19 protein-coding genes, 1 tRNA gene and 1 other RNA gene are annotated in these 26,957 nt (G+C 72.2%); 9 read left to right on the top strand and 12 right to left on the bottom strand.

The window, feature by feature from the left end; all coding sequences use genetic code 11:
* The 4 genes from ITJ40_RS04370 to ffs all read right to left on the bottom strand — a co-directional run.
* Positions 1-4,092: choice-of-anchor G family protein (locus ITJ40_RS04370; protein ID WP_194665915.1), on the bottom strand; the 4,092-nt coding region annotated here is incomplete at its 3' end.
* Positions 4,093-4,381: 289 nt separating this feature from the next.
* Complete coding sequence (locus ITJ40_RS04365; RefSeq protein WP_194665914.1) at positions 4,382-5,572, bottom strand: acetate kinase; 1,191 nt, start codon at positions 5,570-5,572, stop codon at positions 4,382-4,384.
* A gap of 58 nt (positions 5,573-5,630) precedes the next feature.
* Positions 5,631-7,748 carry a phosphate acetyltransferase gene (gene pta, locus ITJ40_RS04360; protein WP_194665913.1) on the bottom strand — a complete coding sequence of 706 codons (2,118 nt, stop codon included), beginning with the start codon at positions 7,746-7,748 and terminating at the stop codon, positions 5,631-5,633.
* A gap of 50 nt (positions 7,749-7,798) precedes the next feature.
* An RNA gene (ffs, locus tag ITJ40_RS04355) (signal recognition particle sRNA small type) lies at positions 7,799-7,895 on the bottom strand.
* 86 nt (positions 7,896-7,981) lie between these two features.
* Between ffs and ITJ40_RS04350 the strand changes: the two genes are divergently transcribed.
* From ITJ40_RS04350 to ITJ40_RS04330, 5 genes are all read left to right on the top strand, one after another.
* Positions 7,982-8,635: an SDR family oxidoreductase gene (locus ITJ40_RS04350; RefSeq protein WP_194665912.1), complete on the top strand. Its 654-nt coding sequence runs from the start codon at positions 7,982-7,984 to the stop codon at positions 8,633-8,635.
* Between the two features lie 399 nt (positions 8,636-9,034).
* Complete coding sequence (locus tag ITJ40_RS04345) at positions 9,035-11,821, top strand: LuxR C-terminal-related transcriptional regulator (RefSeq protein WP_194665911.1); 2,787 nt, start codon at positions 9,035-9,037, stop codon at positions 11,819-11,821.
* Between the two features lie 45 nt (positions 11,822-11,866).
* Positions 11,867-11,954: transfer RNA gene (locus ITJ40_RS04340), tRNA-Ser, on the top strand.
* A gap of 280 nt (positions 11,955-12,234) precedes the next feature.
* A complete protein-coding gene (locus tag ITJ40_RS04335; RefSeq protein ID WP_194665910.1) occupies positions 12,235-12,900 on the top strand; it encodes a hypothetical protein in 666 nt (221 codons plus the stop codon).
* A complete protein-coding gene (locus tag ITJ40_RS04330; RefSeq protein WP_194665909.1) occupies positions 12,897-13,778 on the top strand; it encodes an aminoglycoside phosphotransferase family protein in 882 nt (293 codons plus the stop codon). The genes ITJ40_RS04335 and ITJ40_RS04330 overlap by 4 nt, the downstream gene beginning before the upstream one ends.
* Here the strand turns inward: ITJ40_RS04330 and ITJ40_RS04325 are convergent.
* The 3 genes from ITJ40_RS04325 to ITJ40_RS04315 form a co-directional block, all read right to left on the bottom strand.
* Positions 13,775-14,854, bottom strand: a complete 1,080-nt coding sequence (locus tag ITJ40_RS04325) for a heparan-alpha-glucosaminide N-acetyltransferase domain-containing protein (RefSeq protein WP_194665908.1) — start codon at positions 14,852-14,854, stop codon at positions 13,775-13,777. The genes ITJ40_RS04330 and ITJ40_RS04325 overlap by 4 nt on opposite strands.
* A 40-nt stretch (positions 14,855-14,894) precedes the next feature.
* Complete coding sequence (locus ITJ40_RS04320) at positions 14,895-16,130, bottom strand: multidrug effflux MFS transporter (protein WP_194665907.1); 1,236 nt, start codon at positions 16,128-16,130, stop codon at positions 14,895-14,897.
* Between the two features lie 209 nt (positions 16,131-16,339).
* The gene (locus ITJ40_RS04315; RefSeq protein WP_194665906.1) at positions 16,340-17,395 is read right to left on the bottom strand and encodes an aminotransferase class V-fold PLP-dependent enzyme; all 1,056 of its coding nucleotides are present in this window, start codon (positions 17,393-17,395) and stop codon (positions 16,340-16,342) included.
* A gap of 81 nt (positions 17,396-17,476) precedes the next feature.
* Here ITJ40_RS04315 and ITJ40_RS04310 point away from each other — a divergent pair, with 81 nt between their 5' ends.
* From ITJ40_RS04310 to ITJ40_RS04300, 3 genes are all read left to right on the top strand, one after another.
* Complete coding sequence (locus ITJ40_RS04310) at positions 17,477-18,433, top strand: LysR family transcriptional regulator (RefSeq protein ID WP_194665905.1); 957 nt, start codon at positions 17,477-17,479, stop codon at positions 18,431-18,433.
* Between the two features lie 127 nt (positions 18,434-18,560).
* The gene (locus ITJ40_RS04305; protein WP_194665904.1) at positions 18,561-18,896 is read left to right on the top strand and encodes a hypothetical protein; all 336 of its coding nucleotides are present in this window, start codon (positions 18,561-18,563) and stop codon (positions 18,894-18,896) included.
* Between the two features lie 121 nt (positions 18,897-19,017).
* Entirely contained in the window at positions 19,018-19,455 is a 438-nt protein-coding gene (locus ITJ40_RS04300) for a MarR family transcriptional regulator (RefSeq protein ID WP_194665903.1), read from the top strand.
* Positions 19,456-19,483: 28 nt separating this feature from the next.
* Here the strand turns inward: ITJ40_RS04300 and ITJ40_RS04295 are convergent, their stop codons facing one another.
* Both ITJ40_RS04295 and ITJ40_RS04290 read right to left on the bottom strand, forming a co-directional pair.
* On the bottom strand, positions 19,484-20,050 hold the full coding sequence (locus tag ITJ40_RS04295) for a GNAT family N-acetyltransferase (RefSeq protein WP_194665902.1): 567 nt from the start codon (positions 20,048-20,050) through the stop codon (positions 19,484-19,486).
* Positions 20,047-21,552, bottom strand: a complete 1,506-nt coding sequence (locus tag ITJ40_RS04290) for a GH1 family beta-glucosidase (protein WP_194665901.1) — start codon at positions 21,550-21,552, stop codon at positions 20,047-20,049. The genes ITJ40_RS04295 and ITJ40_RS04290 overlap by 4 nt, the downstream gene beginning before the upstream one ends.
* 204 nt (positions 21,553-21,756) lie before the next feature.
* Here ITJ40_RS04290 and xylA point away from each other — a divergent pair, with 204 nt between their 5' ends.
* Complete coding sequence (gene xylA, locus ITJ40_RS04285; protein WP_086520883.1) at positions 21,757-22,950, top strand: xylose isomerase; 1,194 nt, start codon at positions 21,757-21,759, stop codon at positions 22,948-22,950.
* A 133-nt stretch (positions 22,951-23,083) separates the two neighbouring features.
* Here xylA and ITJ40_RS04280 read toward each other — a convergent pair whose 3' ends face one another.
* From ITJ40_RS04280 to mmsA, 3 genes are all read right to left on the bottom strand, one after another.
* Positions 23,084-23,332: a hypothetical protein gene (locus ITJ40_RS04280; RefSeq protein ID WP_194665900.1), complete on the bottom strand. Its 249-nt coding sequence runs from the start codon at positions 23,330-23,332 to the stop codon at positions 23,084-23,086.
* An 810-nt stretch (positions 23,333-24,142) separates the two neighbouring features.
* Entirely contained in the window at positions 24,143-25,330 is a 1,188-nt protein-coding gene (gene mmsB, locus ITJ40_RS04275; RefSeq protein WP_194665899.1) for a multiple monosaccharide ABC transporter permease, read from the bottom strand.
* A gap of 5 nt (positions 25,331-25,335) precedes the next feature.
* Complete coding sequence (gene mmsA, locus ITJ40_RS04270) at positions 25,336-26,865, bottom strand: multiple monosaccharide ABC transporter ATP-binding protein (RefSeq protein WP_194665898.1); 1,530 nt, start codon at positions 26,863-26,865, stop codon at positions 25,336-25,338.
* Between the last annotated feature and the right edge of the window lie 92 nt (positions 26,866-26,957).

The raw sequence follows: 26,957 nt of genomic DNA, 5'->3' as shown, positions 1-26,957 counted from the left end.
CACATCAGAGACGTCGTCGCCGTCAGCATCGAGCACGTCGGCCGCGTCCGTCACGTCGGCGGTGTCCGCGTCCGTGACGTCGAGGTCGAACGAGTCGTTCGAGTCGTCCGAGTCGTCCGAGTCGTTGGCGTCGGAGTCGACGCCCTCGAGGTCGAGCACGTCACCGGCGTCGATCACGTCCGCGCTGTCCAGATCGGTGTCGACCGCGTCCGCGTCCGTGCCGTCCAGGTCGCTCGTGTCGACATCCAGAGCGTCCACGACATCGACCACGTCGACATCCAGAGCGTCGAGGTCAGCAGCGTCCGTGTCCAGGACGTCCAGGCCGCCATCGACATCGAGCACATCACCGGCGTCGACGATCACGTCCACCGTGTCGGCGTCGGTGCCGTCCAGGTCGCTCGTGTCGACATCCAGCGCGTCCACCACATCGACCACGTCGACATCGAGGGCGTCGAGGTCAGCGGCGTCGGTGTCCAGGACATCCAGACCGCCATCGACATCCAGGACGTCACCCGCATCGATCACATCAGCACCCGCATCGACCACGACGTCCACGACGTCCACATCGACGGTGTCGACGTCCGTGCCGTCGAGGTCGCTCGTGTCCACGTCCAGCGCGTCCACGACATCGACCACGTCGACATCCAGAGCGTCGAGGTCAGCAGCGTCCGTGTCCAGGACGTCCAGGCCGCCATCGACATCGAGCACATCACCGGCGTCCACGATCACGTCCACCGTGTCGGCGTCCGTGCCGTCCAGGTCGGTCGTGTCCACGTCCAGCGCGTCGACCACATCGACCACGTCGATGTCCAGGGCGTCGAGATCAGCGGCGTCCGTGTCCAGGACATCCAGACCGCCATCGACATCGAGCACATCACCGGCGTCGATCACGTCAGCGCCCGCATCCACGATCACATCGGCCACGTCCACCACATCGAGGACATCTGCGTCGGTGTCGACCGTGTCCGCATCCGTGCCGTCGAGATCCGTCGTGTCCACGTCCAGCGCGTCCACCACATCGACCACGTCGATGTCCAGGGCGTCGAGATCAGCGGCGTCCGTGTCCAGGACATCCAGACCGCCATCGACATCGAGCACATCGCCCGCGTCGATCACGTCAGCGCCCGCATCCACGATCACATCGGCCACGTCCACCACATCGAGGACATCTGCGTCGGTGTCGACCGTGTCCGCATCCGTGCCGTCGAGATCCGTCGTGTCCACGTCCAGCGCGTCCACCACATCGACCACATCGACATCCAGGGCGTCGAGATCAGCAGCGTCGGTGTCCAGGACATCCAGGCCACCATCGACGTCCAGCACGTCACCGGCGTCGATCACATCAGCGCCCGCGTCCACGATCACATCCGCCACGTCCACCACATCGAGGACGTCCGCGTCGGTGTCGACCGTGTCCGCGTCCGTGCCGTCGAGATCCGTCGTGTCCACATCGAGCGCGTCCACGACATCGACCACATCGATGTCCAGGGCGTCGAGATCAGCGGCGTCCGTGTCCAGGACATCCAGGCCACCATCGACATCGAGCACGTCACCAGCGTCGATCACATCAGCACCCGCGTCCACGATCACATCCGCCACGTCCACGACATCGAGGACGTCCGCATCGGTGTCGACCGTGTCCGCATCCGTGCCGTCGAGATCCGTCGTGTCCACATCGACCGCGTCGACCAGGTCGACCACGTCGATGTCCAGCGCATCGAGATCAGCGGCGTCCGTGTCCAGGACATCCAGACCGCCATCGACATCGAGCACATCACCGGCGTCGATCACGTCAGCGCCCGCATCCACGATCACATCCGCCACGTCCACCACATCGAGGACATCTGCGTCGGTGTCGACCGTGTCCGCATCCGTGCCGTCGAGATCCGTCGTGTCCACATCGACTGCGTCGACCAGGTCGACCACGTCGATGTCCAGCGCGTCGAGATCGGCGGCGTCCGTGTCGAGGACGTCCAGGCCGCCATCGACATCGAGCACGTCACCAGCGTCGATCACATCAGCACCCGCGTCCACGATCACATCCGCCACGTCCACGACATCGAGGACGTCCGCATCGGTGTCGACCGTGTCCGCATCCGTGCCGTCGAGATCCGTCGTGTCCACATCGACCGCGTCGACCAGGTCGACCACGTCGATGTCCAGCGCATCCAGGTCAGCGGCGTCGGCGTCCAGTAGATCCAGTCCGCCGTCGAGGTCGAGCACGTCCGCGTCCGCCACGTCGGCGTCGGCGGCGGGAGCGGCGATCTCGAAGACCACCGAGGTCGGCAGGCCGACCTGGGCGCCGCCGACCGTCTGGCGCGCGCTGGCCGAGACGGTTCCGGAGGGGAGGCCGGTGAATACCACGCGGTACGCACCCGTGGTGGCGTCCGCGGTGCCGGTCTGCGTCTGGCCACCCGCGGTCACCGTGACGAGCGCGCCGGGGGTCGCCGAGCCGGACACCGTGATCGACGTGGTGCCGGCCGGGAAGGCCTGGCCCGCGGTCGGGCTGGAGATCACGACCGGGCGGTCCGGGTCGACCGCCGCCGCGTCCGCTCGCACGGTCGCGGTGGAGAGATCGACCGTGGTCCCGCCGACGAGCGGCAGGAGCGCGACCTGGAGCGCGGTCACCGAGAAGGACCCCGCATCGAGGCCGTCCTGGTCGACGAAGTCGCCCGGGCTGCGCTGCACGTTCACGGTCAGGCGCACCACGCTGTCGATCGCGGAGAGCACGGGGGCGACGGCGGTGAGGATCGCGCCGGTCGCGCCGGTGAGCGCCGTCACGACGGCGGGCCGGGCGAGCACGGCGCCGTTGTCCGACGCGATCGCGGGGAGGAGGCCGCTCGTGAGGTTCCGGACCAGCGCGGACGTGAGCGCCGGCGTGAGGGCCAGCGGCGGGAGGAGCACGGTGCCCGCGGTGCTGAGCACCGGAGCCGAGTTGCCCGGGCCGGTCGGGTTGACGAGGTTCGCCAGGGTCGTGTTCGTCGAGATCACCACGCTGCCGAGCGGCACGGCCGGGACCAGGGCAGTCGCCGGCGTCCCGATGTCGGTGCGGATGGTGAGCGCCACGGCGGTCGAGTCGAGCACCGCCTCGAGCAGCCGGTCGGGCAGCTGCTGGGTGAGGATCTGCGTCAGCGCCGCGTTCACGGCCTGCGTCAGGATCGCCGTCGTCAGCACGCGCGTGCCGGGCGCCTGTCCGTCGAGGCTCTGGATGGCGTCCAGGTCGAGCGTCAGCGTGCCCGTGCGGATGTCGACGGTGACGGCGCCGCTCGTGAACGGCTGCGCGAGGGCGGCGTCGACCGCGGCCCCCGCGTTCACCGTCGTGCGCACGTCCGCCGTCGCGTTGGTCGTGTCCAGCAGCCGCACGCCGAGGGTCGACGTGAGGATCCCGTCGAGGAGGCCGAGCGTCGTCGGCGACACGTTCACGCGTGAGGAGAGGTCGGCCGTCAGGCCGTTCGTCACCGTGAGGATGTTCGCCCGCAGGCCCGCGACGGCGGGGCTGACGATGGTCGCGTCGGCCTGGCCGACGCTGTAGGCGGAGGTGGGGGCGCCGGCACCCGGGTCGGTCGCGGTCGCGGCGAGCGCGCCGATCCGGAGGTCGAGGTCCGAGAGGACGCCGGAGACGCCCGCCTGGGCGAGCGTCGGTCCGAGGTCGAGGTTCGCCCCGCGTCCGGTCCCGTCCCCGACGGCGAGCGCGCCGGTGCCGGAGACGGCGCCGGCAGCCGCGGTCGCGCCGGTGGTGCCGCTCGAGGAGTACTGCTGGACGGCACCCGCGGATGCGGCCTGGTCGAGCGAGAGCACCTGGCCGAGACGCACGCCGCCGCTGAGCTGCACGCCCGCGACGTCCGTGAGCACGGACGCGGCGATCGGCCCGTTCAGGCTGGTCGGGTTGGGCGTGCCGCCGGGCGCGTACGCCGTGTAGGCGCCGCCCGTGTCGACGACAGGTGCGAGGCCGGACAGCGTGATCAGACGCGCCTCCGCCTCGGACTGATCCCTCGCCGCGGCGTTCGCGGGCAGTGTGCCCCCGAACGCGACGAGAGCCGCGGTGACCCCGAAGGCCGTCGCGGTCGCCAGCCTGCTGCTGCGGCTGGGCATGTGTAGAGCCATGTGCGTTCCCCTCGATTGCATGGCCGACTGCGCGCGTGGGCACAGCCGTGCGTCACCGCGGGGCGGCCCCCACCACTCCCACGGTCGTCTGAGGCTCGCATCCGGTCGCGGGGCGGACAACACTGCGGGGCACTGGTCTGCGCGGGCGCGAGCCCGGCACCCGGATCAGTAGGCGTCCCAGTGCCGCTACTGGTCCGTGCGGCCGGGCAGCACGACGCGGGGCCCGCGATCCGATCGGATCGCGGGCCCCGCTGGCATGCGTGGAGGGGTCGGTCGGTCAGCCCGCCGTGGCCGCCAGCGACTGGCGGGCGATCTCGAGCTCCTCGTCGGTGGGGATCACGAGCACCGCCACGGGCGACCCCTCGGGGCTCACGAAGCGCGGCTCTGAGCTGATCAGCTCGTTGCGGTCGTCGTCGATGCCGATCCCCATGAACTCGAGCCCCGCGAGCGAGCGTCGGCGCACCAGCGGGTTGTTCTCGCCGACGCCGGCGGTGAACACGACCGCGTCGACGCCGCCGAGCTGCGCCGCGTACGCGCCGACGTAGTGGCGGATCCGGTGCCGGTACACCCCGAGCGCGGTCTGCGCGGCCTCGTCGCCGTCGGCCGCCGCGCGCTGCACGTCGCGCATGTCGCCCAGCCCGGTGAGTCCGAGCAGCCCGCTCCTGCGGTTGAGCAGCGTCTCGAGGTCGTCGAGGCCGAGGTCGGTGTGGCGGGCCAGGTGGAAGAGGATCGCCGGGTCGAGGTCCCCGGAGCGCGTCCCCATCACGAGCCCCTCGAGCGGGGTGAGGCCCATGGACGTGTCGATGGAGCGCCCGCCCTGCACCGCGGCCGCGGACGCGCCGTTGCCGAGGTGCAGCACGATGATCCGGGTCTCCTCCAGCGGCTTCCCCAGCAGGCGCGCGGCCGCCTCGGAGACGAACTTGTGGCTCGTGCCGTGGAAGCCGTAGCGGCGGATGCGGTGCGCGGCCGCGAGCTCCCGGTCGATCGCGTACGTGTACGCCTCGGCGGGCAGCGTCTGGTGGAACGCGGTGTCGAACACGGCCACGTGCGGCACGTCCGGGAACGCGGTCTGCGCCGCCTCGATGCCCTGGAGCGCGCCCGGGTTGTGCAGCGGCGCGAGCGCGGAGAGGTCGTCGATGTCGGCCTTCACGCGGTCGGTGACGACGGTGGGCTCGACGAACACGTCCCCGCCGTGGACGACGCGGTGGCCGACCGCGACGGGCGGCCCTTCCTCGAGGGACGGGCCGTGCTCGGCGAACGCGTCGAGCATCGCCTGGAACCCGGCGGTGTGGTCGGCGATGGGCAGCTCGCGCTCCCACGAGTCGCCGGCGGCCCTGTGGCGCGTGGATCCGGTCGGCTCGCCGATCCTCTCCACGAGCCCGGACGCGAGCACGGACTCCGTGCCCATCTCGATGAGCTGGTACTTGAAGGACGACGATCCGGAGTTGACGACGAGGACGACGGGCACGGGCGGGCTCCTGACGGGTGCGGGACGGGGACGGACGGCGCGAGGGACGGACGGGCGCCTAGCCCGCCTCGATCCCCTCGGCCTGGATGGCGGTGATGGCGACGGTGTTGACGATGTCCTGGACCAGGGCGCCGCGCGACAGGTCGTTGATGGGCTTGCGCAGCCCCTGCAGCACCGGCCCGATGGCGACCGCGCCGGCCGAGCGCTGCACGGCCTTGTAGGTGTTGTTGCCCGTGTTGAGGTCCGGGAAGATGAACACCGTCGCGCGGCCGGCGACCTGCGAGTCCGGCATCTTGGTGGCCGCGACGGCCGCGTCCGCCGCCGCGTCGTACTGGATGGGGCCCTCGACCGCGAGGTCGGGTCGGAGCGCCCGCACGCGCGCCGTGGCCTGGCGCACCTTCTCCACGTCGGCGCCCGCCCCCGACTCCCCCGTCGAGTACGACAGCATCGCGATGCGCGGCTCGATGCCGAACTGGGCGGCGGTCTCGGCGGAGGAGATGGCGATGTCCGCGAGCTGGTCGGCCGTGGGATCCGGGTTCACGGCGCAGTCGCCGTAGACGAGCACCCGGTCGGCGAGCGCCATGAGGAACACGGACGAGACGACGGAGACGCCCGCGGTGGTCTTGATGATCTCGAAGCCCGGCCGGATGGTGTGCGCCGTCGTGTGCGCGGCGCCGGAGACCATGCCGTCGGCGAGCCCGAGCTGCACCATCATCGTGCCGAAGTAGGAGACGTCGGTGACGGTCTCGCGCGCGATGTCGAGCACCATGCCCTTGTGCGCCCGGAGCTTCACGTACTCCTCGGCGAAGCGCTCGCGGAGGACCGCGTCGAAGGGGCTGAGGACGGTCGCGCGCCCGATGTCGATGCCGAGGCCGATGGCGCGCGAGCGCACCTCGATCTCCTCGCCGAGGATCGTGACGTCGGCGATCCCGCGGCGGAGGATCGTGCCCGCGGCGCGCAGCACGCGGTCGTCCGTGCCCTCGGGCAGCACGATGCGCTTGCCGGCCTTCCGTGCCCGCTCGATGAGGCCGAACTCGAACATGAGCGGCGTGACCACGTCGGAGCGGCTGACGTCGAGGAGCTCGAGGAGCCGGGACGTGTCGACGTGCTGCTCGAACGCGGCGAGCGCCGTGTCCATCTTCCGCGTGGACTCGGGCGAGAGCCGACCGCGGGTCTGCGTGATGCGCTTCGCGGTCTCGTAGGTGCCGAGCTCCGTGGAGATGATCGGCAGGGTCTCGTCGAGGCCGGAGACGAGCCGCTCGATGGTGGGCGACAGCGCGAACCCGCCGTTCAGGACGATGCCCGCGACGGTGGGGAAGGTCTCGGAGGCGTGCGCCGTGAGCACGCCGAGGAGGACCTCGCTGCGGTCGCCGGGGATCACGACGATGGCGCCCTCGGTCAGGCGCGCGAGCACGTTCTCCATCGACATGGCGGAGACGACCACGCCGAGCGCCTCGCGGCGGAGGAGCGCCGCGTCGCCCTTGACGAGCGTGCCGTCGACCGCGTCGAGGAGCTCCGCGACGGTGGGGGCGACGAGGAACGCGTCCTCCGGGATCGCCCAGACGGGCACGTGCGGCGCCTTCGCCTGGAGGGAGGCGGGGACGGCGGCGGGGATCGCGGCCGTGATGGCGTCCAGCTGCTCGGGGTCGGCGCGGTTCACGACGACGCCGAGGAGGCCCGCGTGCGCGGTGACCAGCTCGGGGATCGCGAGGTCGGCGATCTGGCGCATCTCGTCGGGGCTGCGGCCTCCGGTGTCGTCCGCGCGACGGCCCGTGAGCACGAGGAGGACGGGGGCGCCGAGGTTCGCGGCGATGCGCGCGTTGAAGGACAGCTCGGTGGGGCTGCCGACGTCGGTGTAGTCGCTGCCGACGATGACGGCCGCGTCGCACTTCGCCTCGACGGCCTTGTAGCGCTCGACGATGCGCGAGAGGGCTGCCTCGGGATCCGCGTGCACGTCGTCGTAGGTGACCCCCACGCACTCGTCGTAGTCGAGGTCCACGCCGTCGTGCGAGAGCAGCGCCTCGAGCACGTAGTCGCGCTCGACGATGGAGCGCGCGATGGGCCGGAACACGCCCACGCGCTGGATCTGGTGGGTGAGGGTGTCGAGCACGCCCAGCGCTACCGTCGACTTGCCCGAGTGCCCTTCGGCGGACGTGATGTAGATGCTCCGAGCCATGCCTGCCAGCCTATGGGCGTCACCTGCACGCGGACCTGCGCCTGTTAAAAGGAGAAGACCCCTCGCGCACCTGCCAGAGCCCGGCTGCCCTTGCTGCGTCTCCGCCCTGGGGGAGTTCACCTGGATGGCACCACGCGAGGAGCCGACACCGAGTGTACCCGACGCGGGGGCCAGGTCGGGCGGGCCGCCGATGCCCAGGAGCCGGTCACCGCGCCAGGCGTAGCGTGGACGACATGCGCATCATCATCGCCGGAGGACACGGCCAGATCGCCCGACTGCTCGAACGACGCCTCGCCGATGCGGGCCACCAGCCCGTCGGCATCGTCCGCAACCCGGACCACGCGTCCGACCTCGCCGACGCGGGCGCCGAGGCGCTCGTGCTCGACCTCGAGAAGAGCGACGTCGGCCAGGTCGCCGACGCGCTCCGGGGCGCCGACGCCGTGGTCTTCGCGGCCGGCGGCGGGCCCGACTCGGGCCCCAAGCGCAAGCTCACCATCGACCGCGACGGCGCGATCCTGCTGGCGGACGCCGCCGAGCAGGCGGGCGTCTCGCGCTACGTCATGATCTCGGCCATGGCCGTCGACGGCTTCGACCCGGACAGCGACGACACCTACGAGATCTACCAGCGCGCGAAGTCCGAGGCGGACGCCGACCTCCGGGCCCGCGACATCGACTGGACCATCGTCCGCCCCGGCGGCCTCACGGACGACGCGGGCACCGGCCGCATCCAGGTGGGCACGTCCACGGGGCGCGGCACCATCCCGCGCGCCGACGTCGCCGAGATCGTCGCGACCGCGGTCATCGACGGCACGGGCGTCCGCGTCCAGTTCGAGGCGATCTCCGGCGAGGAGCCGGTCGCCGAGGCCATCGCGGGGCTGCGCTACTAGCCGGACCCGCCCCGTGCGCGGAGCACGCATCCGGATGACGGCCCCCTCCTCCCCGGAGGGGGCCGTCATCCGCTTCCGGGGCTGCTGGGGCACCCGGGTCGTGCCGCGGGCGACGCCGCGGGTCGACGGCACCCGAAGCCGTCGTCCTCCCGCTGATCGCGCGCATGGTGCGCCGGAGCGCACCGTCCGGAGCATCCCCATGCCCGGACATGGATCACACGCTAGGAGCGTCGGAACGCGTCCCCCACAGTGCCGACTACTTATTTCCGCGACCCATCCGATCAGTAAACGTCCGTGTGCCTGGCCCGGACCCCGCATTCCGCGCAAGATGGACGCACAAGGACCGCGCAGCCTCGGGGGATGCGGCGCGGACCACCGCTTTGACGCGACGGGGGTCACATGAAGCAGATGACGCACACCTACATCCGGTCCGGCGGCCGCGTCGAGAGCCCGGCTCCCGGCCGTGGTGGACGCGCGCGCGACCTCGAGGCGCTCGAGCGCTGGCTCGTGGCGGGGACGAGCGTGGTCGTCACCGGCAGCGTCGGCTCGGGCCGCAGCCACGTGGCCGGCCGGGTGGCGGACGCCCTCACGCGCAACGGCCTCACCGTCATCCGCGCCCATGCCTCCACCCCCGACCTCGCGGACGTCCTCCGCCGGGTCGTCGACCAGGTCCCCGGGATCCGCATCTCGCGCCCGCTCCCCGCCGCGCGACCCGTGGTGGTGATCGACGACGGGCACCTCATGGCGCCCGGTCTGCGGAGCGCGCTCGCCGACGCACGCGCCAGCGAGCGCTGCACGCTGCTCGTGACCGTCGACGACACCGGCGGCGATCTCCGCCAGCTCCGTGCCCGGGACCTCGAGGCCGGCGGCGACCAAGCCGTGCGCGCGTCGCAGGCGGCCCACGAGATCCTCGGCCTGTGGCGCAACGGCTACGCCGAGCGCCTCGACCTCTCCCCGCTCGACACGTCCGAGGTCGACGCGATGATCGACGCCATCGCGGGCCATGTCGCCCTCGACCAGGCGACGCGGGTGCAGATCCAGCGTCGCAGCGGCGGCCGGCCGTTCCTCGTCCGCGAGCTGACCTTCGAGGCGCTCGAGTCGGACGGCTCGGAGCGCACCGTGACGGGCTACGCCTTCCCCAGCCCGCACGCGCCGAGGGCCCGGATCCTCGACCTCGTCTCCTCGCGCGTGTCGATGCTCGACGACGACGAGCGCAGCACGCTCGTGCTCCTCGCCCGCCTCGACGGCGTCCCCTACCAGCGTGCCGCGCGCCTCTTCGGGGAGACGATCCTGCGGGTGCTCGGCGCACGCGGCCTGGCGCGCGTCCAGGGGCTGGGCGACCGGATCCTCCGCGCCGACCTCCTGGAGGCCGAGGCCGCGCTCGCCCGCACCGACCCGGACGCCGTGGAGGCCCTCACCCGACGCGTCGTCGGCATGCTGCTGCAGGAGGCCGCGCACGGCGTGCCGCTCAGCCCCAAGGAGAGCCTGCTGATCGCGCGCACGCTCACCGACGACGGGCGCCGCGCCGCCGTCGAGCGCTTCGGCGCCGGCACGCTCGCGGCCGTGCACCTCGTCGCCGCGCGGCTGGCGAACGACGTGGGCATGACCCACGACGCCCTCGCCTTCGCGGACGTCGCCGGGAATGGCGGCTCCGGCGCCTACGCGGCATGCGAGACCGGACGCGCGCTCACCGTCCTCGGCAACCCGACGCGGGCGATGGAGCTGCTGGATGCGCTGGACACAGCGGCCCTCACCCCCGCCGAGCGCGTGGAGGCGCTCCACTGGCGCGTGCTCTCCACGCACGCCGCCATGCCGGGCACCGACCGCGTCCACCGGATGCTCGACGCGGTCGCGCACGGCGCCGACGGGCACCCCGACGAGCGCGCGCAGGCCGCCGTCATCGGCGCGGCGATGTCGCTCGGGCTGATGGAGTGGGAGGCGGCGCTCACCGCGGCACGCGACGCGGCGGCGCTCACGTCGAGCCCGCTCGTGCGCCTCCGCGCCCAGCGCGCGGTCGTCCTCGCGCTCGGCCACCTCGGCCGCGGCGCCGAGCTGGGCGAGGCCATCGACGAGGGTCTCGGGCTCGTGGCGCGCAGCTCCGAGCGCCGCGGGACCTACGACGACATCCTCCTCGAGGAGGCGCGCCTCGAGCTCCTCTCGGCGAGCGCGTTCAGCCGTCGCCTCTGCCGCCTCGACCTCCCCGACCTCGAGCGGGAGCTGGACGCGTGGGTGGAGTCGGCGATCGCGCAGGACGCGCAGTGGTTCATCCCCGTCCTCGGTGCGATCACGGGCGGCGTCGCCCTCGACCTCGGCCGGCTCGACCGCGCGGAGGCCGAGCTGGCCCTCGCCGACGACCGCCTCATCGGTCCGGACATCGGCAGCTGGCGGCTCTGGATCGGGATGCAGCGCGCCCGCGTGCTCGCCCTCCGGGGCCGCACCGAGGAGGCCGAGCGCATCGCGACGGAGATCGCGCACCGTGCCGATCCGCGCTACCCCTACCAGCGCATGCTGGCCGAGGGGGTGCGCGTGGAGATCCTCGCGTCCCGCGGCCGTCCGGAGGAGGCCGCGACGCTCCTCCTCGACGCGGGCGACCTCAGCGGCGACGCGCACGCGCTCCGGGCGGGCATGCTCTTCCGGGCGTGGACGCTCGGATCCACGGATGCCCGCCTCGTCGAGGGCGCACGGCTGGTGCGCGAGCGCACCGACGTCCCGGCGCTGCACGGCATGGCCGAGGCGGTGGAGGGTTCCCTCACCACGGATGCGGCGCTCGTCGCGCAGGGCGTGCGCACGCTCGAGGAGTCCGGCCTGCAGCAGCAGGCGCTGACCGCCTGCGAGGACCTCCTCCGCATGCTGGCGAGTGGCGAGCCCGGGGCCGCCCTCGCCGAGGCGCGGGCGAGCCTCGCGCGCATCCAGGCCCGCATCGACCGCGGCGCTCCCGCGGCGGAGACGGCGACGGTGACCCCCGTCCTCGACGTGAGCATGCTGACCCGGCGGGAGCTGGAGATCGGCGTGCTGGCGGCCCAGGGGCTGAGCAACAGGGAGATCGCCGGCCGCCTGTTCCTGTCCGTCCGGACGGTCGAGTCGCACCTCTACCAGGCGCGCGCCAAGCTCGGCGCGCCCTCGCGTCGGGCGCTCGCGGGGCTCCTCGACGCACCGGGTGCATCGAGCCTCCTCCCGGGCAGGTAGTATCGACGGGTGCCGCCGCGTTCCTGACGCCGCGGCACGCGTCATGGAGGATTCGCCTAGTGGCCTATGGCGCACGCTTGGAAAGCGTGTTGGGTGAAAGCCCTCAGGGGTTCGAATCCCCTATCCTCCGCCAGTCGCACGCGAGAGCCCCGACGGACCACGGTCCGGCGGGGCTCTCGCCGCATCCGGGCTCGCGGGCGGACGCCCGGAGCCCGGCCCCGCGCCCCGCTCCCCGCTCGGAGGCGACGCGGCTGTACCCCGGCCGGCTCCGCGTGTCCCCCATACAGCCCCTGCCCGCGGACGCGGCCCCCCGCCTAGGCTGGACCGGTCGTCCCGCCCGCATCCGCAGGGCCCGCCGCCCGAGACGCGCGGCGCACCCCGGACGACGACGGACACGAGGACGGCCTCGGACGATGACCGGAGGCGACGTGCACCACGACGGCGGCGCGCCTCCCGGCGTGGCCATCACGCTCCTCCGCCCCCGGCCGGCCCTGCTGCGGCAGCTCGCCCTCGCGACCCTGGCGCTCGTCGTCCCCCTGGGCGCCGCGCTCCTCGTGCTCGCCATCCCCACCGGGAACGCGGCGGCCGTGCTCCTCGGCGTCGGCGTCGTCGTGCTGCTCGGCGGCCTGCTCGGCGGGCTGTACCTCACCTCCTACGTGCGGATCTCGCACGCGACGGGCGACGTCGAGTCCCGCTTCCTCGGGCGCCTCACGCGCGTGCGCGGCAGCACGGTGCACGACCTGCTGGTGGTGCACGTCTACCAGGGCCTCACGCTCGACACGCAGCCGCGCCTGTTCGTCATGGACGTCGACGGCCGGCTCCTCCTCCGCCTCAGCGGCCACGTGTACGACCTGTGGACCATGCGCTCGATGGCGGCCGACCTCGACCTGCCGCTGACCGAGCAGGCGAAGGTGCTCACGATGGCGGAGCTGCGCGGGGCCCGCCGCGGGATCCTGCCCTGGTACGAGCGGTCGTGGCTCGCGCTGGCCGCGGCGCTCGTCGTCCTGGGCGTGGGCGTGATCGGCGGCGTCGTAGGGATCATGGCGCTCACGGGCGTGCCCGTGTCGGTCCGGCTGTGACGGACGCCGACGCGGACGCGGTGCTGCGGCCGCTCCTCGCGCGCTGGGGGGTGGATCCGGACGGCCCGGCCGTCCGCACGGCCAGCAGCGTGATCGCCCCGGTCCGCCGCGACGGCGCGCGCCTGATGCTCAAGGTGCCGCTCGTGGAGGAGGAGCGGCGCGGCGGACGGCTGATGGCCGCGTGGGCCGGGCGCGGCGCCGCGCCCGTGCTCGCGGCGGACGCCGACGGGACCGTGCTCATGGCGCGCGCGGACGACCCGGGGATCCTCGTGCGGGAGGCCTCCGCCGAGGGGCCCGACGCGGACGCGCGCGACGACCGGGCCACGCGGATCCTCGCCCGCGCCGCCGCCCGGCTGCACCGCGTCCCGCTGGACGCGCGGACGCTCGCCGACGCGGTGCCCCTCGCCGTCTGGTTCCGCGAGCTGGTGGCGCCCGAGCGGCCGCTCCCCCAGGCCCTCGACCGCGGCGCGGCGGTCGCCCGCGAGCTGCTCGCCGGGCCGGCGCCGACCGCGGTGCTGCATGGCGACATCCACCACGGCAACGTGCTGCGCTTCGGCAGCGGCGACAGCGACGACGACTGGCGCGCGATCGACCCGAAGGGCCTCACGGGCGACACCGGCTTCGACACGGCGAACGTTCTCGCGAACCCGACCCCCGAGATCGCGCTGCGCCCCGGACGCCTGGCCCGCCGCGCGCACGTGATCGCCGAGGAGACGGGAACCGACCTCGACGCCGTCCTCGCCTGGGCCGAGGCGTGGTGCGCGCTGTCCGCGGCCTGGGACGCGGGCGACCCCGCGAGCCGCCCCCGGGTCGAGGCGCTCCTCCGGCTCGGGGCGTGCGCCCGCGACGCGCGTCGCGGATCCGCCCGGCCCCTCTAGCCGGCGCCCTCCCGCGCGCGCTCCCGGGATCCGCGGGGCGCCGGGTCCGACGCGCGCCCGGCGACCGCGCCGAGCGCCCGCTCGAACGGACCGCGCCCGAGGGTCCTCGTCCAGAGCAGGCACAGCGTGACCGTGACGACGACGAACGCCAGGTACGCGCCGTCGTCCGCGATGAGCTCCCCTTCCGGCGCGACGAGGTCGATCACCACGATGTGCACCGCGTACACCGTGAGCGCGAGCTGCCCCACCGCCTCGAGCGGCACGAGCACGGCCGGCACGATCGCGGCGATGCGCAGGCACAGGCCGATCACGGCGATGGCGAACCCCCCGGATCCCACGACCTCGAACGGCGACCCCTCGTGCGGCGTCGTCGAGAGGATGAACTCCCAGCCGGGCGGCGGCGCGGGCAGGGCCGCCTCCGCGAGCGCCGACCCGCCGTACGCGAGGACGGCGAGGCCGGTGCCCACCGTCACGAGCAGCAGCTGCACGCGCGCCGAGCCGAGCGCGAGCCGGCCGATCCCGAGGCCCGCGATCGCGAACACCACCCAGGTGAGCGCCGGGTAGTGGCCGGTGACGACGAGCACCACGAACGGGTCGGGCCGCATGAGCGTGGCGTCGAAGTGGATGGCGAGCGCGGTCGTCGCGACCGGCAGCGCAACGGCGGCGACCGCGGCGAGCGCGAGCAGGCGCGACGCGCGCCAGCGCAGCAGCGGCAGCACGGCGACGAAGAGGACGGCGTAGACCTCGAGGATCACCGCGACGTACGTCTGGAGCGACGCCAGCAGACCGCCGAGGAGGAACAGGCACACGGCGCGCACCAGGATCCTCAGCCGCGCACGCGCGAGGTCGCTCCCGTCCGCCGGCCGGTCGCGCCCCGACATGAGGGCGATGGAGAGCCCCGCGAGCGTCGCGAAGAGGATGGAGGACCGGCCGTCCGCGATGGCGAGCCACGACGCGGGCTCGTCGAGCTCGAGCGGGCGCGGCACCGCGACGTGCGCCGCCATCATCCCGAGGACCGCGAGCCCCCGCGCGGCGTCCACGCCCCGGAGGCGGGCCGGGTCGCGGGTGGGGCTCATGGCCTCACCCTACCCAGCGCCCGCGCGCGGTCGACGGGCGTCAGTTCGTGAGGGCGGGCACCGTCCGCGGCTGGACGATGAGCCACATCGAGAGGATGGAGACGACCGCGCACGCGCCCATGACGGCCGCCATCGGCACGCCCGACGTGATGCCGATCACGCCGACGATGGGCGAGATCGCGCCCGCGAGCCCGAAGTTCACGGCGCCGAGCAGCGAGGCCGCCGTGCCCGCCTCGTGCCCGTGGTTCACGAGCCCGAGCACCTGCACGCAGGGGAAGCCGAAGCCGCACGCCAGGATGAAGAAGAACAGCGGGATCAGCGTTCCGAGGAGGCCGGCGTCGGTGAAGGTGCCGAGCAGCACGATGATCGCCGACGCCAGGAACTGCACCGTGACGACGCCCGCGAGGATCCACTGCGGCCCGATGACCTTCGTGAGCCGGGCCGCGACCTGGTTGCCGATCACGACCCCCAGCGAGTTGATCCCGAACAGGATCCCGAACTGCTGCGCGTCGAACCCGTACACGTCCTGGAACAGGAACGACGAGCTGGAGAGATAGGAGAAGAGGCCGGCGAACTGCATCCCGCCGATCAGGGCGACGCCGACGAACACGCGGTCGCCGAGGACCGAGCGGTAGCGGCGGAGCAGCGTGCCCTTCTCCTCGATGCGCACGCGGTCCTTCGGCAGCGTCTCGACGATGAAGAAGGTGACGGCGATCACCACGAGGATCGCGTACGCGGTGAGCGCGTAGAACACGCCGCGCCAGTCGACGAAGCGCAGCAGCTGCGAGCCGATGACGGGCGCGAGGATCGGCGCGAGCCCCGTCACGAGGGCGAGGCGCGAGAGCATGCGCACGAGCGGACGGCCGCCGAACAGGTCGCGCACCATGGCCATGGCGACGACCGCGCCGCCCGCGGCACCCGCGCCCTGCAGGATGCGGAAGACGAGCAGCACCGTGACGTCGGGCGCGAGCGCGGCACCGAGCGACGCGAGGATGTGCAGGCCCGTCGCGACGATGAGCGGCAGGCGCCGCCCCACCCGGTCGCTCCAGGGGCCGACCACGAGCTGGCCGAGCGCGAACCCGACGGTCGTGCCCGTGAGGGTCAGCTGGACGGCCGCGTCCGAGACGCCGAACTGGTCCTTGATCACCGGGAAGGCGGGCAGGTACAGGTCGATCGTGAACGGCCCGAGGCCGACGAGGGCGCCCAGCACGAGGATGTAGACGATGCGCTCCCGGCGGGAGAGCGCGTCGCCGGGGTGGAGGACGGCAGACGACACGGAGCGTTCCTTCGGGAGGGGGCGGGTGGGCGCGGGGCGCCGGAGAACGGGGGCGTGCCGGATCGACCGCCTCGATCTCCAACGGGAGCACACCCGGCTTATTCCCAGCCCAAGGAATCACTGCGCGCGAGGAGCACCCGCGCAGTAGGGCAGCCGCGCACCCGCGCGGTCCCGCCAAGTCCCGCGCGGTCCGCGCCCGCGCCGTCCCGTCAGGAGCGCAGCGCCCGGACCACGCGCTCCACGTCGTCCTCGTCGTTCCAGACGTGGAACGCGATGCGCGCGCGACCCGCGCGGCCCGAGGCGACGATCCCGGCCGCCCCGAGCGCCGACAGGTCGGCGCCGTCCGCGTCCGGCCAGGTGACGATCGCCTGCCCGCGCGGCTCGACGCCGAGGCCCGCGCTCACGAGGTCGCCGAGCTCGACGTTCCTGCGGTGCACGGCGTCGAGGTCGAGGCGCGCGAAGAGCGCGATCGCCGGAGCCGCGCCCACCCACGCGCCGAACGCCGGCGACACGTCGAACGCGCGCGCGTCCTCGGCGAGCGCCATCGCCGGTCCGTAGCAGGAGGCCCACACGTCGGCGCCCGCGTACCAGTTCGCCTGGACCGGCACGAGCGTGCGCCGGTAGCGGTCCGACAGCGTGAGGAACGCCGCCCCGCGCGGGGCGCAGAGCCACTTGTACGCGTGGCAGGCGGTCGCGTCGAACAGGCTCGCGTCGATCGGCATGGCGCCGGCCGCCTGCGTGGTGTCGCAGAGGGTGAAGGCGTCGTGGACGCGCGCGGCCTCGCGGATCGCGGCGACGTCGGCGACCCGGCCGTCGGCGGACTGCACGAGGGAGAACGCGACCAGGTGCGTCCGCGGGCCGATCTCGGCCGCGAGCTCCTCGAGCGGCACGTGCCGCACGACGATGCCGCGCGCCTCCGCCACGACGAACGGGTACGTGAGGGAGCTGAAGTCGCCCGTCACGCACAGCACCTCGGCGCCCGCGGGCACGGCGGCGGCGAGCACGCTCACGAAGGAGGCGGTCTGCGAGCCCACGGCGACGGATCCGACCGGCACGCCCACGAGCGACGCGTACGACGCGCGCACGCCCTCGACGACGCCGCCGTAGCCGTGCGCGGTGGATCCCCCGGCCGACCAGGTCGAGAGGTCCGCGCGCAGCCGTTCGACCGTCGCGCGCGTGGGCAGGCCCATGGTGCACGCGGAGAGGTAGCCGGGCCCGGCCTCGAACAGGTCGCGGAGGTCGGCGGGGAGCGGCGCGGTCGGCATGCGTCCAGCGTGACGAGCGAGGATCCATCGATCAAGACCCCGCCCGGCATGCATCCCATAAGCGCACGTTATGCTCCGCGCATGACCGACGCTCCCCCGACCGCGCGCGACCTCGACTCGGCCGCGCTCGCGGCGGTGCACGCCCTCGCCGTGCGCGGCTCGATCACCGCGGCAGCGGCGTCCCTGGGCGTCAGCCAGCCGGCCCTGTCGCAGACCCTCCGGCGCCTCGAGGCGCGCATCGGCGTGCCCGTCACCGCGCGCGCCGGCCGGGGCGTCGTCCTCACGGAGGCCGGACGCGTCCTCGCCCGGCACGCCGAGACCGTGGTGCACGCCATCGACCGGGCAGCCGACGAGCTCGACGACCTGCGCGGCCTCCGCGCGGGCACCGTCCGCGTCGCGGCGTTCCCGTCCGCCTCGTCGACCGTCGTACCCCGGCTCCTCGGCGGCCTCGCGGCAGCGCACCCGGGGCTCGGGTTCGGCTACCTCGAGGCCGAGCCGCCCGAGGCCGTCGCCGCGGTCCGCGCCCGCGAGGCCGACGTGGCCGTGACCTTCGCGTACCCGGACGACCCCGACGATCCGGGCGCGCGCTCCCTCGACGGCCTCGAGTCCCGGCCGCTCTGGCGGGAGACGCTATGGGCCGTGCTGCCGGAGGCGCGGGCGCTGCGGCACCGCGGCCCGCTCGCCCTCCGCGACCTCGCCGACGACCGGTGGATCGCCGGCTGCGTCCGGTGCCGTCGCCACCTCGTCAGCGCGTGCGCCCGCAGCGGCTTCGCGCCGGCGACGTCCTTCGAGACGGACAACGCGGCCGCCGCCGTCGGCATGGTGCAGGCGGGGCTCGGGGTCGCGCTCCTCCCGTCGCTGGCCCTCGCGACCGCGCCCCTCCCTCGCGGCGTCGTCCGGCGCCGGATCTCCGAGGTCGGCGAGCGCGTGGTCCACGTCGTGACGGCCCCGGGCGGATCCGCCTCGCCCGCCGTGCACGCCGCCGTCGCCGCCCTCGCGCGCCTCCGCGTGGGCGACTGGGAGCTCCGTCGGGCGTGAGCCCCGTCGTGCGCCCCATGCCGCCTGCGGGACGCCTCCGTGGCGGATTGTCGGGGGTCGTCCGTAATGTCTGAGGGGTCTGCCTGCGGCGAGCGCCGCGGGCCCGGACGCGGAGGGACGAGGACGCATGTCGGACGAGCACGGCGACGAGCTGCAGGACGAGGTCCAGGCCTCGGGCGGATCCACCGAGCGGCAGAACCGCCACCTGCAGCGCAGCCACTCCGAGCAGGCCAGGTACCTGTCCGCGTACTTCGGCTGGAGCCTGCACGGCGACCTCATCCGCTCCCAGGGCACGACGGTGGCCATGTTCGTGGAGGACCTGGCCGACACCATGCTCGCGCTGGGCTGGCTCGACGGCTCCGGCATCATCTGGGAGGCCGTGCCGATCGACGCGGATCGGGCGGTCGACCAGGTGCGCCGCCACCAGATCGAGCAGGGGTGGATGCCGCCCGGCACCATGTGACGCCCGCCTCCGCGCGCGCTGTGCGTGCGACCCGCGGTCGCGCCGCCGCTCGATCTCGGGAGTAGCGTCCGAAGGGATCAGGCCGTCGGGGGACGCGTCCCACGGACGGCCAGGAGGACACATGACGGACCACGCCGGAGCGCTGCTCGACCGCGACATGGGACTGCTGCTCGCCGCCGCGGCCCGAGCGGTGATCTCGCTCTACCGGCCGTTGCTCAAGCCCTACCACCTCACCCACCCGCAGTACCTCGTGATGCTGGCCCTGCACGAGCACGATCCCCGTCGCGCGGGCGACCTGAGCGACGCCGTGCAGCTCACGCCGGGCACCCTGTCGCCCCTGTTCAAGCGCCTCGAGCTCCTCGGCTACATCACGCGCCAGCGCGACCAGGCCGACGAGCGCCGCCTCCTCATCGCCCTCACGGAGCGCGGGCGCGGCATCCTCCCCGACCTCCTTCGGGTCGCCGAGCGGGTGCACGACGACGTCGTCCACCGCAGCGGCGCCGACTCCAGCGCGCAGGCGCGCCTGCGGAGCATGACGGAGCTGCTCCTCGAGGCCTGAGACCGGGCCCGACCCGGCCCGGCCCTCGTCAGCGCGCGCCGTCGACCACGCGCTGCCAGAGCGTGTGGTCGCGCCACGCGCCGTCGATCCGCAGGTACGCCGGGGCGATCCCGATGGCGTCGAACCCGGCGCGCGCGAGCACCTCCTCGGATCCGCCGTTCCCCACGAGCGTCGACGCCTCCAGCCGATGCAGCCCGGCCGCGCGCGCGATGCGGACCGCTTCCCGGGCCGCGGCCGTCGCGAGCCCGGCGCCCTGTCGCTCCCGATCGATCCAGTAGCCGAGGCTGGCGCTCATGGCCGCGCCCCGCTTCACCGCGAACAGGTCGCACCGGCCGATGACGCGGTCCCCCTCGACGACGAGGTACGGCAGGCCGGATCCGGCCGCCCGCTCGGCGATGCGCCCCGCGAGCTGGGCGCGCTGCCCCGCCGACGTGAAGAAGGCGTCCGTGCGCGCGGGCTCGAACGGCCGGAGGTGCTCCCGATTGGCGCGGTACGCGGCAGCGAGCGCGGCCGCGTCGGTGATCCGGGCGGGTCGCATGACGACGCCGTCCGCGAGCACGGCGCGCTCGTCGGTGCCGGGCGGGGGCCCGCTCACGCCCCGGGGCGCACGTGGCGCTCGGGCCGGGCGTCGGGCGCCGGGATGGCGCGGTCGGCGATGAGCCGCGCGTACCAGAGCGCGCTGTCCTTCGGCGTCCGCTCCTGCGTCGCGTAGTCGACGTGCACGATGCCGAACCGCTTGGAGTACCCGTACGCCCACTCGAAGTTGTCGAGGAGCGACCACACCTGGTAGCCGCGGAGGTCGACGCCGCGCTCGATCGCGCGATGGGCCGCGGCGAAGTGCCGGGACAGGTAGTCGATCCGCTGCGCGTCATGCACGGCACGCACGCCGTCGTCGCCCACGGTCACCTCGTCGTCGAACGCCGCCCCGTTCTCCGTCACCATGAGCGGCAGGTCGGGGAACTCGTCGTGCAGCGACACGAGCAGGTCCTCCAGCCCCCGGGGCTCGATGTTCCAGCCCATGGCCGTGTACGGGCCCGGCTGCTCGAGGAACTCGACGTCGTCGGTGCCGGGGAACGGGGTCGCGGCGACGTCGCCGTGGATGGAGGTGCCGCCGCCCGCGACGGAGCCGTCCCGCATCCGCACCCGGCTGGTGTTGTAGTAGTTGACGCCCAGCAGGTGCAGCGGCTGGCGGATGAGCTCGGTGTCCCCGGGCAGCACGAACGACCAGTCGGTGATGCCCGCGGTGTCCGCGATCACGTCGGCCGGGTACCGGCCGTGCAGCAGCGGGTCGAGGAACACGCGGTTGCCCACGCCGTCGACCCGGCGGACGGCCTCCGGGCCCGTGTCGCCCTCGCCGCGGATCACGTGCAGGTTCAGCGTGATGGAGAAGCGGGCATCCGCCGGCACGACATCCCGCAGCGCCCGCACCGCGAGGCCGTGCGCGAGGTTCAGGTGGTGCACGGCACGGAACGAGTCCTCCGCGTCCGTGCGGCCCGGCGCGTGCACGCCCGCGGCGTAGCCGAGGTACGCCGAGCACCACGGCTCGTTGAGCGTGGTCCAGGTGCCGACGCGATCGCCGAGCGCCTCGCCCATGATCCGCGCGTAGTCGGCGAACGCGTACGCGGTGTCGCGGTTCGCCCAGCCGCCCTCGTCCTCGAGCGCCTGCGGGAGGTCCCAGTGGTAGAGCGTCGCGATCGGCGTGATGCCCCGCGCCACGAGCCCGTCGACGAGCCGCCCGTAGAACGCGAGGCCGGCCGCGTTGGCGGGGCCGCGCCCGGTCGGCTGGATGCGCGGCCACGCGATGGAGAAGCGGTACGCCTCGAGGCCGAGCGCCTGCATCAGGTCGAGGTCGGACTCGAGCCGGTGGTAGTGGTCGTCGGCGACGTCCCCCGTGTCGCCCCCGAGCACCCGGCCGGGCGTGCGGCTGAACGTGTCCCAGATGGAGGCGCCGCGGCCGTCCTCGTCGACCGCGCCCTCGATCTGGTACGCGGCGGTGGCGGATCCGAACAGGAAGCCGGGCGGGAACGCGAGTCCCTCCCCGCGGTCGTCGGCGGGATCCCGGGGTGAACCGGCTGCGGTGGGCGATGCGTCGGTCATGGCGTTCGGGGACCTCTCCGTCGGGTGCTGGAGGGCCGGCGGATGCGCGTGCGCGCGGTCGACGACGACCCCCTGCCATCCTGCCCGGACCCCTGCCGCGCGTCCACCCGACCTGCCGGGCACCGTGTCGACGTTGTGCCGCGGTCCCGCTCCGGTTAGGTTGTAGTCAGCAACAAATCACCGACGACGCTGACAGGAGACACCATGGCGCTCACCCCCACCCGCGAGGACAAGTTCTCGTTCGGACTCTGGACCATCGGATACACCGGGGCCGACCCGTTCGGCGGCCCGACCCGCTCCGACCTCGACGTGGTCGAGGGCGTCGAGCGCATCTCGGAGCTGGGCGCCTACGGCCTCACCTTCCACGACGACGACCTCTTCGCGTTCGGATCCACCGACGCCGAGCGCCAGACGCAGATCGACCGCCTCAAGGGCGCCCTCAGCGACACGGGCATCGTCGTGCCGATGGTCACCACCAACCTCTTCTCCGCGCCCGTCTTCAAGGACGGCGGCTTCACGAGCAACGACCGCGCCGTCCGCCGGTTCGCGATCCGCAAGGTCCTCCGCAACATCGACCTCGCCGCCGAGCTCGGCGCGCAGACGTTCGTGATGTGGGGCGGCCGCGAGGGCGCCGAGTACGACTCCGCCAAGGACGTCCGCGGCGCGCTCGAGCGCTACCGCGAGGCCGTCAACCTCCTCGGCGACTACGTCACCGACAAGGGCTACGACATCCGCTTCGCGATCGAGCCCAAGCCCAACGAGCCGCGCGGCGACATCCTGCTGCCGACCCTCGGCCACGCGCTCGCCTTCATCGAGACCCTCGAGCGCCCCGAGCTCGTCGGCGTGAACCCCGAGGTCGGCCACGAGCAGATGGCGGGCCTCAACTTCACCGCCGGCATCATGCAGGCGCTGTACCAGGGCAAGCTCTTCCACATCGACCTCAACGGCCAGCGCGGCATCAAGTACGACCAAGACCTCGTCTTCGGCCACGGCGACCTGCAGAACGCGTTCTCGCTCGTCGACCTCCTCGAGAACGGCGGCGTGGGCGGCGGCCGCTCGTACGACGGCCCCCGTCACTTCGACTACAAGCCCAGCCGCACCGAGGACATCACGGGCGTGTGGGACTCGGCGGCCGCGAACATGCGCATGTACCTTCTCCTCAAGGAGCGCGCGCAGGCGTTCCGCGCCGACCCCGAGGTCCAGGAGGCGCTCGCCGCCGCCAAGGTCCAGGACATCTACACGCCCACGCTCAACGAGGGCGAGTCCTACGACGACATCCTCGCCGACCGCTCCTCCTACGAGGACTTCGCGGCCGACGAGTACTTCGACGCCAAGGGCTTCGGCTTCGTCCGCCTCAACCAGCTGGCGCTCGAGCACCTGATGGGCGCGCGTTCCTAGAGTCCGCACCAGGCACGACACGAGAGCCGCTCCCGGGTCACGGGGGCGGCTCTCTTTATCGCAACTTCACGGCTCCTGACGACCGCCCCGGCTCGTGCTAACGCCGGTGAGCGACAGGCCCTGCTACCAGGTTTCAGCCAGGCGGCCGTCGGCGCTTGGACAGCGAAACGGCCAGGAGCACGAAGAGCACGAAGAGCGGGACGGTCACGAGGGCAAGAAAACGGCTGCCATCCTCACCGGCTAGGGCCCAACCAGCGATCAAGACAGAAGCAGTGCCGATGATCCACAACACTGCGCGAGATTTCACGTTATGCACCCCCTTCGACCTCTGTTGACGCCATTGCCCGGTGGATGAGAGTTCGCGCGTCAGCACGGCATCCATGAACTGCGTCAAACACAACGGCCCTGCAGAGTCGCGGTGTCGATCCGGAGTTCCCTATTGCCCGCGCAGAGGCCTCGTTCGTTGATGTACACCAATGCGACCGCTATGACCGTTGCCGCAATACCGCAGGCTACCGGGCCCGCGAAACATATCGCAGCACCTAGCGCCGCGCCCGCTCCAGAAGCCAAAGCAGTTTGATCGGTCTTATTAAACGAGATGTACACGCCCCTACTATTGTCATAGCCGGCACCGATCAACGACGATGATAGGGGAGCGTGCTGGCTGTCCCCAAGTCCATCCGGAACGATTACTGTGACACCGCTTCCTAGCCGATACTTCCGAACGACGACGCCGGACTCCAGGGTGACCGATGCGGGCAGGTGTGACGCGTCCAACTCGTGAACCAACTCGCTGACAGAATCTGGCTTCACCGACATGACGCGGACTCCATCGACTGTGACGCTCCTCCCGCGACGGCATTTTCAGAGGCGTGCGCGGGAGCCGCGTAGAGGAGAGATGCGGCGAGCACCACGACGACGAGCGACCCGAATCTGGCGGCTGATCGCCGGAAAGGTGTTTCGACGTCGTTGCCGAACGAGAGGCGTTGTGACCATGCGTTGAGCCTTGAGGTTCTCATGACCGGATCTTAGAGACGCGACCCTTTCGGCTTTGAAGTCTCCCACACCCCGGTCCCGCTCGTTCTGCTCTCGAAGAAGGCTATGCAGATATGTGGCGCTGGGCACGAGAGGGGCCCGGCATCCGTGCGGATGCCGGGCCCGTCGTGCGCGTCAGCGCGGGTGGTGCGGTCGATCAAGTCGCGGACTTGGATCCGCGGCTCTTGTTGAACACGTCGAACGCGACGGCCAGCAGGAGCACGAGGCCCTTGATGAGCTGCTGGTACTCCGTGCCGAGGCCGAGCAGCGACATGCCGTTGTTGAGCACGCCCATGATCAGACCACCGATCATGGCGCCCGTCACGGTGCCGATGCCGCCGGTGACGGCCGCGCCGCCGATGAACACCGCGGCGATCGCATCGAGCTCGAAGCCGTTGCCGGCGCCGGGGAGGGCCGAGTTGCTGCGGGCGGTGAAGGCGATGCCCGCGAGCGCGGCCAGGAAGCCCATGTTCACGAAGAGCAGGAAGTCGACGCGCTTCGTGTTGATGCCGGAGAGCTGCGCGGCGTTGAGGTTGCCGCCTCGGGCGTAGATGTGCCGGCCGAAGATGCTGCGGTTCATCACCGCGGTGTAGACGAGCACGAGCACCGCCAGGATGACCAGCACGATCGGCGTGCCCTGGTAGCTGGCGAGGAGGTAGGTGATGCCGAGCACGAGGATCGCGATGGTGGCGAGCTTCGTGATGAACCAGGCGAACGGCTCGTCCTCGAGGTTGAGCTTGACGCGGGCGCGGCGCTCGCGGAGCTGCTGGGCCACGAGGAAGACCGCGGCGAGCACGCCCAGCGTGACCGTGACCCACTCGAGGTAGGACGTGCCGCCCGAGGGGTCGGGCAGGAAGCCCGCGCCGACGGAGACGTACTCGTCCGGGAACGGCGTGATGGGGCGGTTCTGCAGCACGATCTGCGCGAGGCCGCGGAACGTGAGCATGCCGGCGAGGGTCACGATGAACGCCGGGATGCCGACGTACGCCACCCAGAAGCCCTGCCAGGCGCCGATGAGGCCTCCGATCACGAGGCTCAAGAGGATGGAGACGTACCAGGGCAGACCCCAGTTCACGGCGAACACACCGGACACGGCGCCGATCAGGGCCACCACGGAGCCGACCGACAGGTCGATGTGGCCGGCGATGATGATCATCACCATGCCGATCGCGAGGATCAGGATGTAGGCGTTCTGGACGACGATGCTCGTGACGTTGCGGGGCTCGAGGAGCGTCCCGTTCGTGAGGATCTGGAACAGCACCACGATCGCGATCAGCGCGATGAAGATGCCGATCTGCCTGAGGCGACTGACGAGGAAACCCGCCACACTGCTGAGACTGGACATGCTTGCTATTCCTTTTCCTTGGTCATGTAGGACATGAGGCTCTCGGGGGTCGCCTCGGCGATCGGCAGCTGGCCCGTGATCCGCCCGGCGGAGAGGGCGTAGATCCGGTCGCAGATGCCGAGCAGCTCGGGCAGCTCGCTGGAGATGACGATGACGGCCTTCCCCTGCGCGGCGAGCGCGTTGATGATCGTGTAGATCTCGTACTTGGCGCCGACGTCGATGCCGCGGGTGGGCTCGTCGAGGATGAGCACGTCCGGGTCGGAGAACATCCACTTGGAGAGGACGACCTTCTGCTGGTTGCCGCCGGACAGCTTGCCGGTGATGGCGCCCACGCTCGGGGCCTTGATGTTCATCGACGTGCGGTAGCCGTCGGCCACCACGTACTCCTGGTTCGCGTCGACCCAGCCCGCCTTCGCGAGCTTCTCGAGCGCGGCGCCGGAGACGTTGCGCTTGATGTCGTCGATGAGGTTCAGGCCGTAGTGCTTGCGGTCCTCGGTGGCGTACGCGAGGCCGTTCTTGATGGCCTCGCCCACCGTCTTGGCCTGGATCTCCTTGCCGCGCTTGTAGAGCTTGCCGGAGATGTTCGCGCCGTAGGAGCGGCCGAAGACGCTCATCGCGAGCTCGGTGCGTCCCGCGCCCATGAGGCCGGCGATGCCGACGACCTCGCCCGCGCGGACGTTGAGGTTGGCGTGGTCGACGACGACGCGGGAGTGCTCCTGCGGGTGATGGACCGTCCAGTCCTCGATGCGGAGGATCTCCTCGCCGATGTCCGGCGTGCGGTCGGGGTAGCGGCTCTGGAGGTCGCGGCCGACCATGCCCTTGATGATGCGCTCCTCGCTGATGGAGTCGCGCTCGAGGTCGAGGGTCTCGATGGTCTTGCCGTCGCGGATGATCGTCACGGCGTCGGCGATCGCCTTGATCTCGTTCAGCTTGTGGCTGATGATGATGCTCGTGATCCCCTGGCCCTTCAGGTGCTTGATCAGGTCGAGCAGGTGGGCGGAGTCCTCGTCGTTCAGCGCCGCGGTGGGCTCGTCGAGGATGAGGAGCTTCACCTCCTTGGAGAGCGCCTTCGCGATCTCCACGAGCTGCTGCTTGCCCACGCCGATGTCGGCGATCTTGGTGGCCGGGTTGTCGCTCAGCCCGACGCGGGCGAGCAGCTTCGCGGCCTCGACGTTGGTAGCGTTCCAGTCGATGAAGCCGCCCCGGGAGATCTCGTTGCCGAGGAAGATGTTCTCCGCGATGGAGAGGAAGGGGCTCAGCGCGAGCTCCTGGTGGATGATCACCACGCCCGACTTCTCGCTGTCGCGGATGTTGGAGAACTTGACGACCTCGTTCTCGAGGACGATGTCGCCGTCGTAGGAGCCGGCCGGGTAGACGCCCGAGAGGACCTTCATCAGGGTCGACTTGCCCGCGCCGTTCTCGCCGCAGATCGCGTGGCACGTGCCGCGCGTGACCTCGAGGGTGACGTCCTGCAGCGCCTTGACGCCGGGGAACGTCTTGGTGATGCCGCGCATCTCGAGAATGTGGTTGGCCATGGCCTGCCTCACTTGTGTGGATGGTGGTGCCGGGTGCCCGGCGGTCATGCGGGGCGGCGCGCGATGCGCCACCCGGAGGCGGGGGGGGCGGG

It is taken from the genome of Clavibacter sp. VKM Ac-2872, assembly GCF_015351105.1.
Classification (GTDB): domain Bacteria; phylum Actinomycetota; class Actinomycetes; order Actinomycetales; family Microbacteriaceae; genus Clavibacter.
This window is presented reverse-complemented; position numbering and strand designations above follow the sequence as displayed.

Coding starts and splice junctions, on each gene's coding strand:
- pta (WP_194665913.1), bottom strand. CDS start 7,748: ATGGCTCGGAGCATCTACATCACGTCCGCCGAAGGGCACTCGGGCAAG.
- ITJ40_RS04350 (WP_194665912.1), top strand. CDS start 7,982: ATGCGCATCATCATCGCCGGAGGACACGGCCAGATCGCCCGACTGCTC.
- ITJ40_RS04345 (WP_194665911.1), top strand. CDS start 9,035: ATGAAGCAGATGACGCACACCTACATCCGGTCCGGCGGCCGCGTCGAG.
- ITJ40_RS04335 (WP_194665910.1), top strand. CDS start 12,235: ATGACCGGAGGCGACGTGCACCACGACGGCGGCGCGCCTCCCGGCGTG.
- ITJ40_RS04325 (WP_194665908.1), bottom strand. CDS start 14,854: ATGAGCCCCACCCGCGACCCGGCCCGCCTCCGGGGCGTGGACGCCGCG.
- ITJ40_RS04315 (WP_194665906.1), bottom strand. CDS start 17,395: ATGCCGACCGCGCCGCTCCCCGCCGACCTCCGCGACCTGTTCGAGGCC.
- ITJ40_RS04310 (WP_194665905.1), top strand. CDS start 17,477: ATGACCGACGCTCCCCCGACCGCGCGCGACCTCGACTCGGCCGCGCTC.
- ITJ40_RS04305 (WP_194665904.1), top strand. CDS start 18,561: ATGTCGGACGAGCACGGCGACGAGCTGCAGGACGAGGTCCAGGCCTCG.
- ITJ40_RS04300 (WP_194665903.1), top strand. CDS start 19,018: ATGACGGACCACGCCGGAGCGCTGCTCGACCGCGACATGGGACTGCTG.
- ITJ40_RS04290 (WP_194665901.1), bottom strand. CDS start 21,552: ATGACCGACGCATCGCCCACCGCAGCCGGTTCACCCCGGGATCCCGCC.
- xylA (WP_086520883.1), top strand. CDS start 21,757: ATGGCGCTCACCCCCACCCGCGAGGACAAGTTCTCGTTCGGACTCTGG.
- ITJ40_RS04280 (WP_194665900.1), bottom strand. CDS start 23,332: ATGGATGCCGTGCTGACGCGCGAACTCTCATCCACCGGGCAATGGCGT.
- mmsB (WP_194665899.1), bottom strand. CDS start 25,330: ATGTCCAGTCTCAGCAGTGTGGCGGGTTTCCTCGTCAGTCGCCTCAGG.
- mmsA (WP_194665898.1), bottom strand. CDS start 26,865: ATGGCCAACCACATTCTCGAGATGCGCGGCATCACCAAGACGTTCCCC.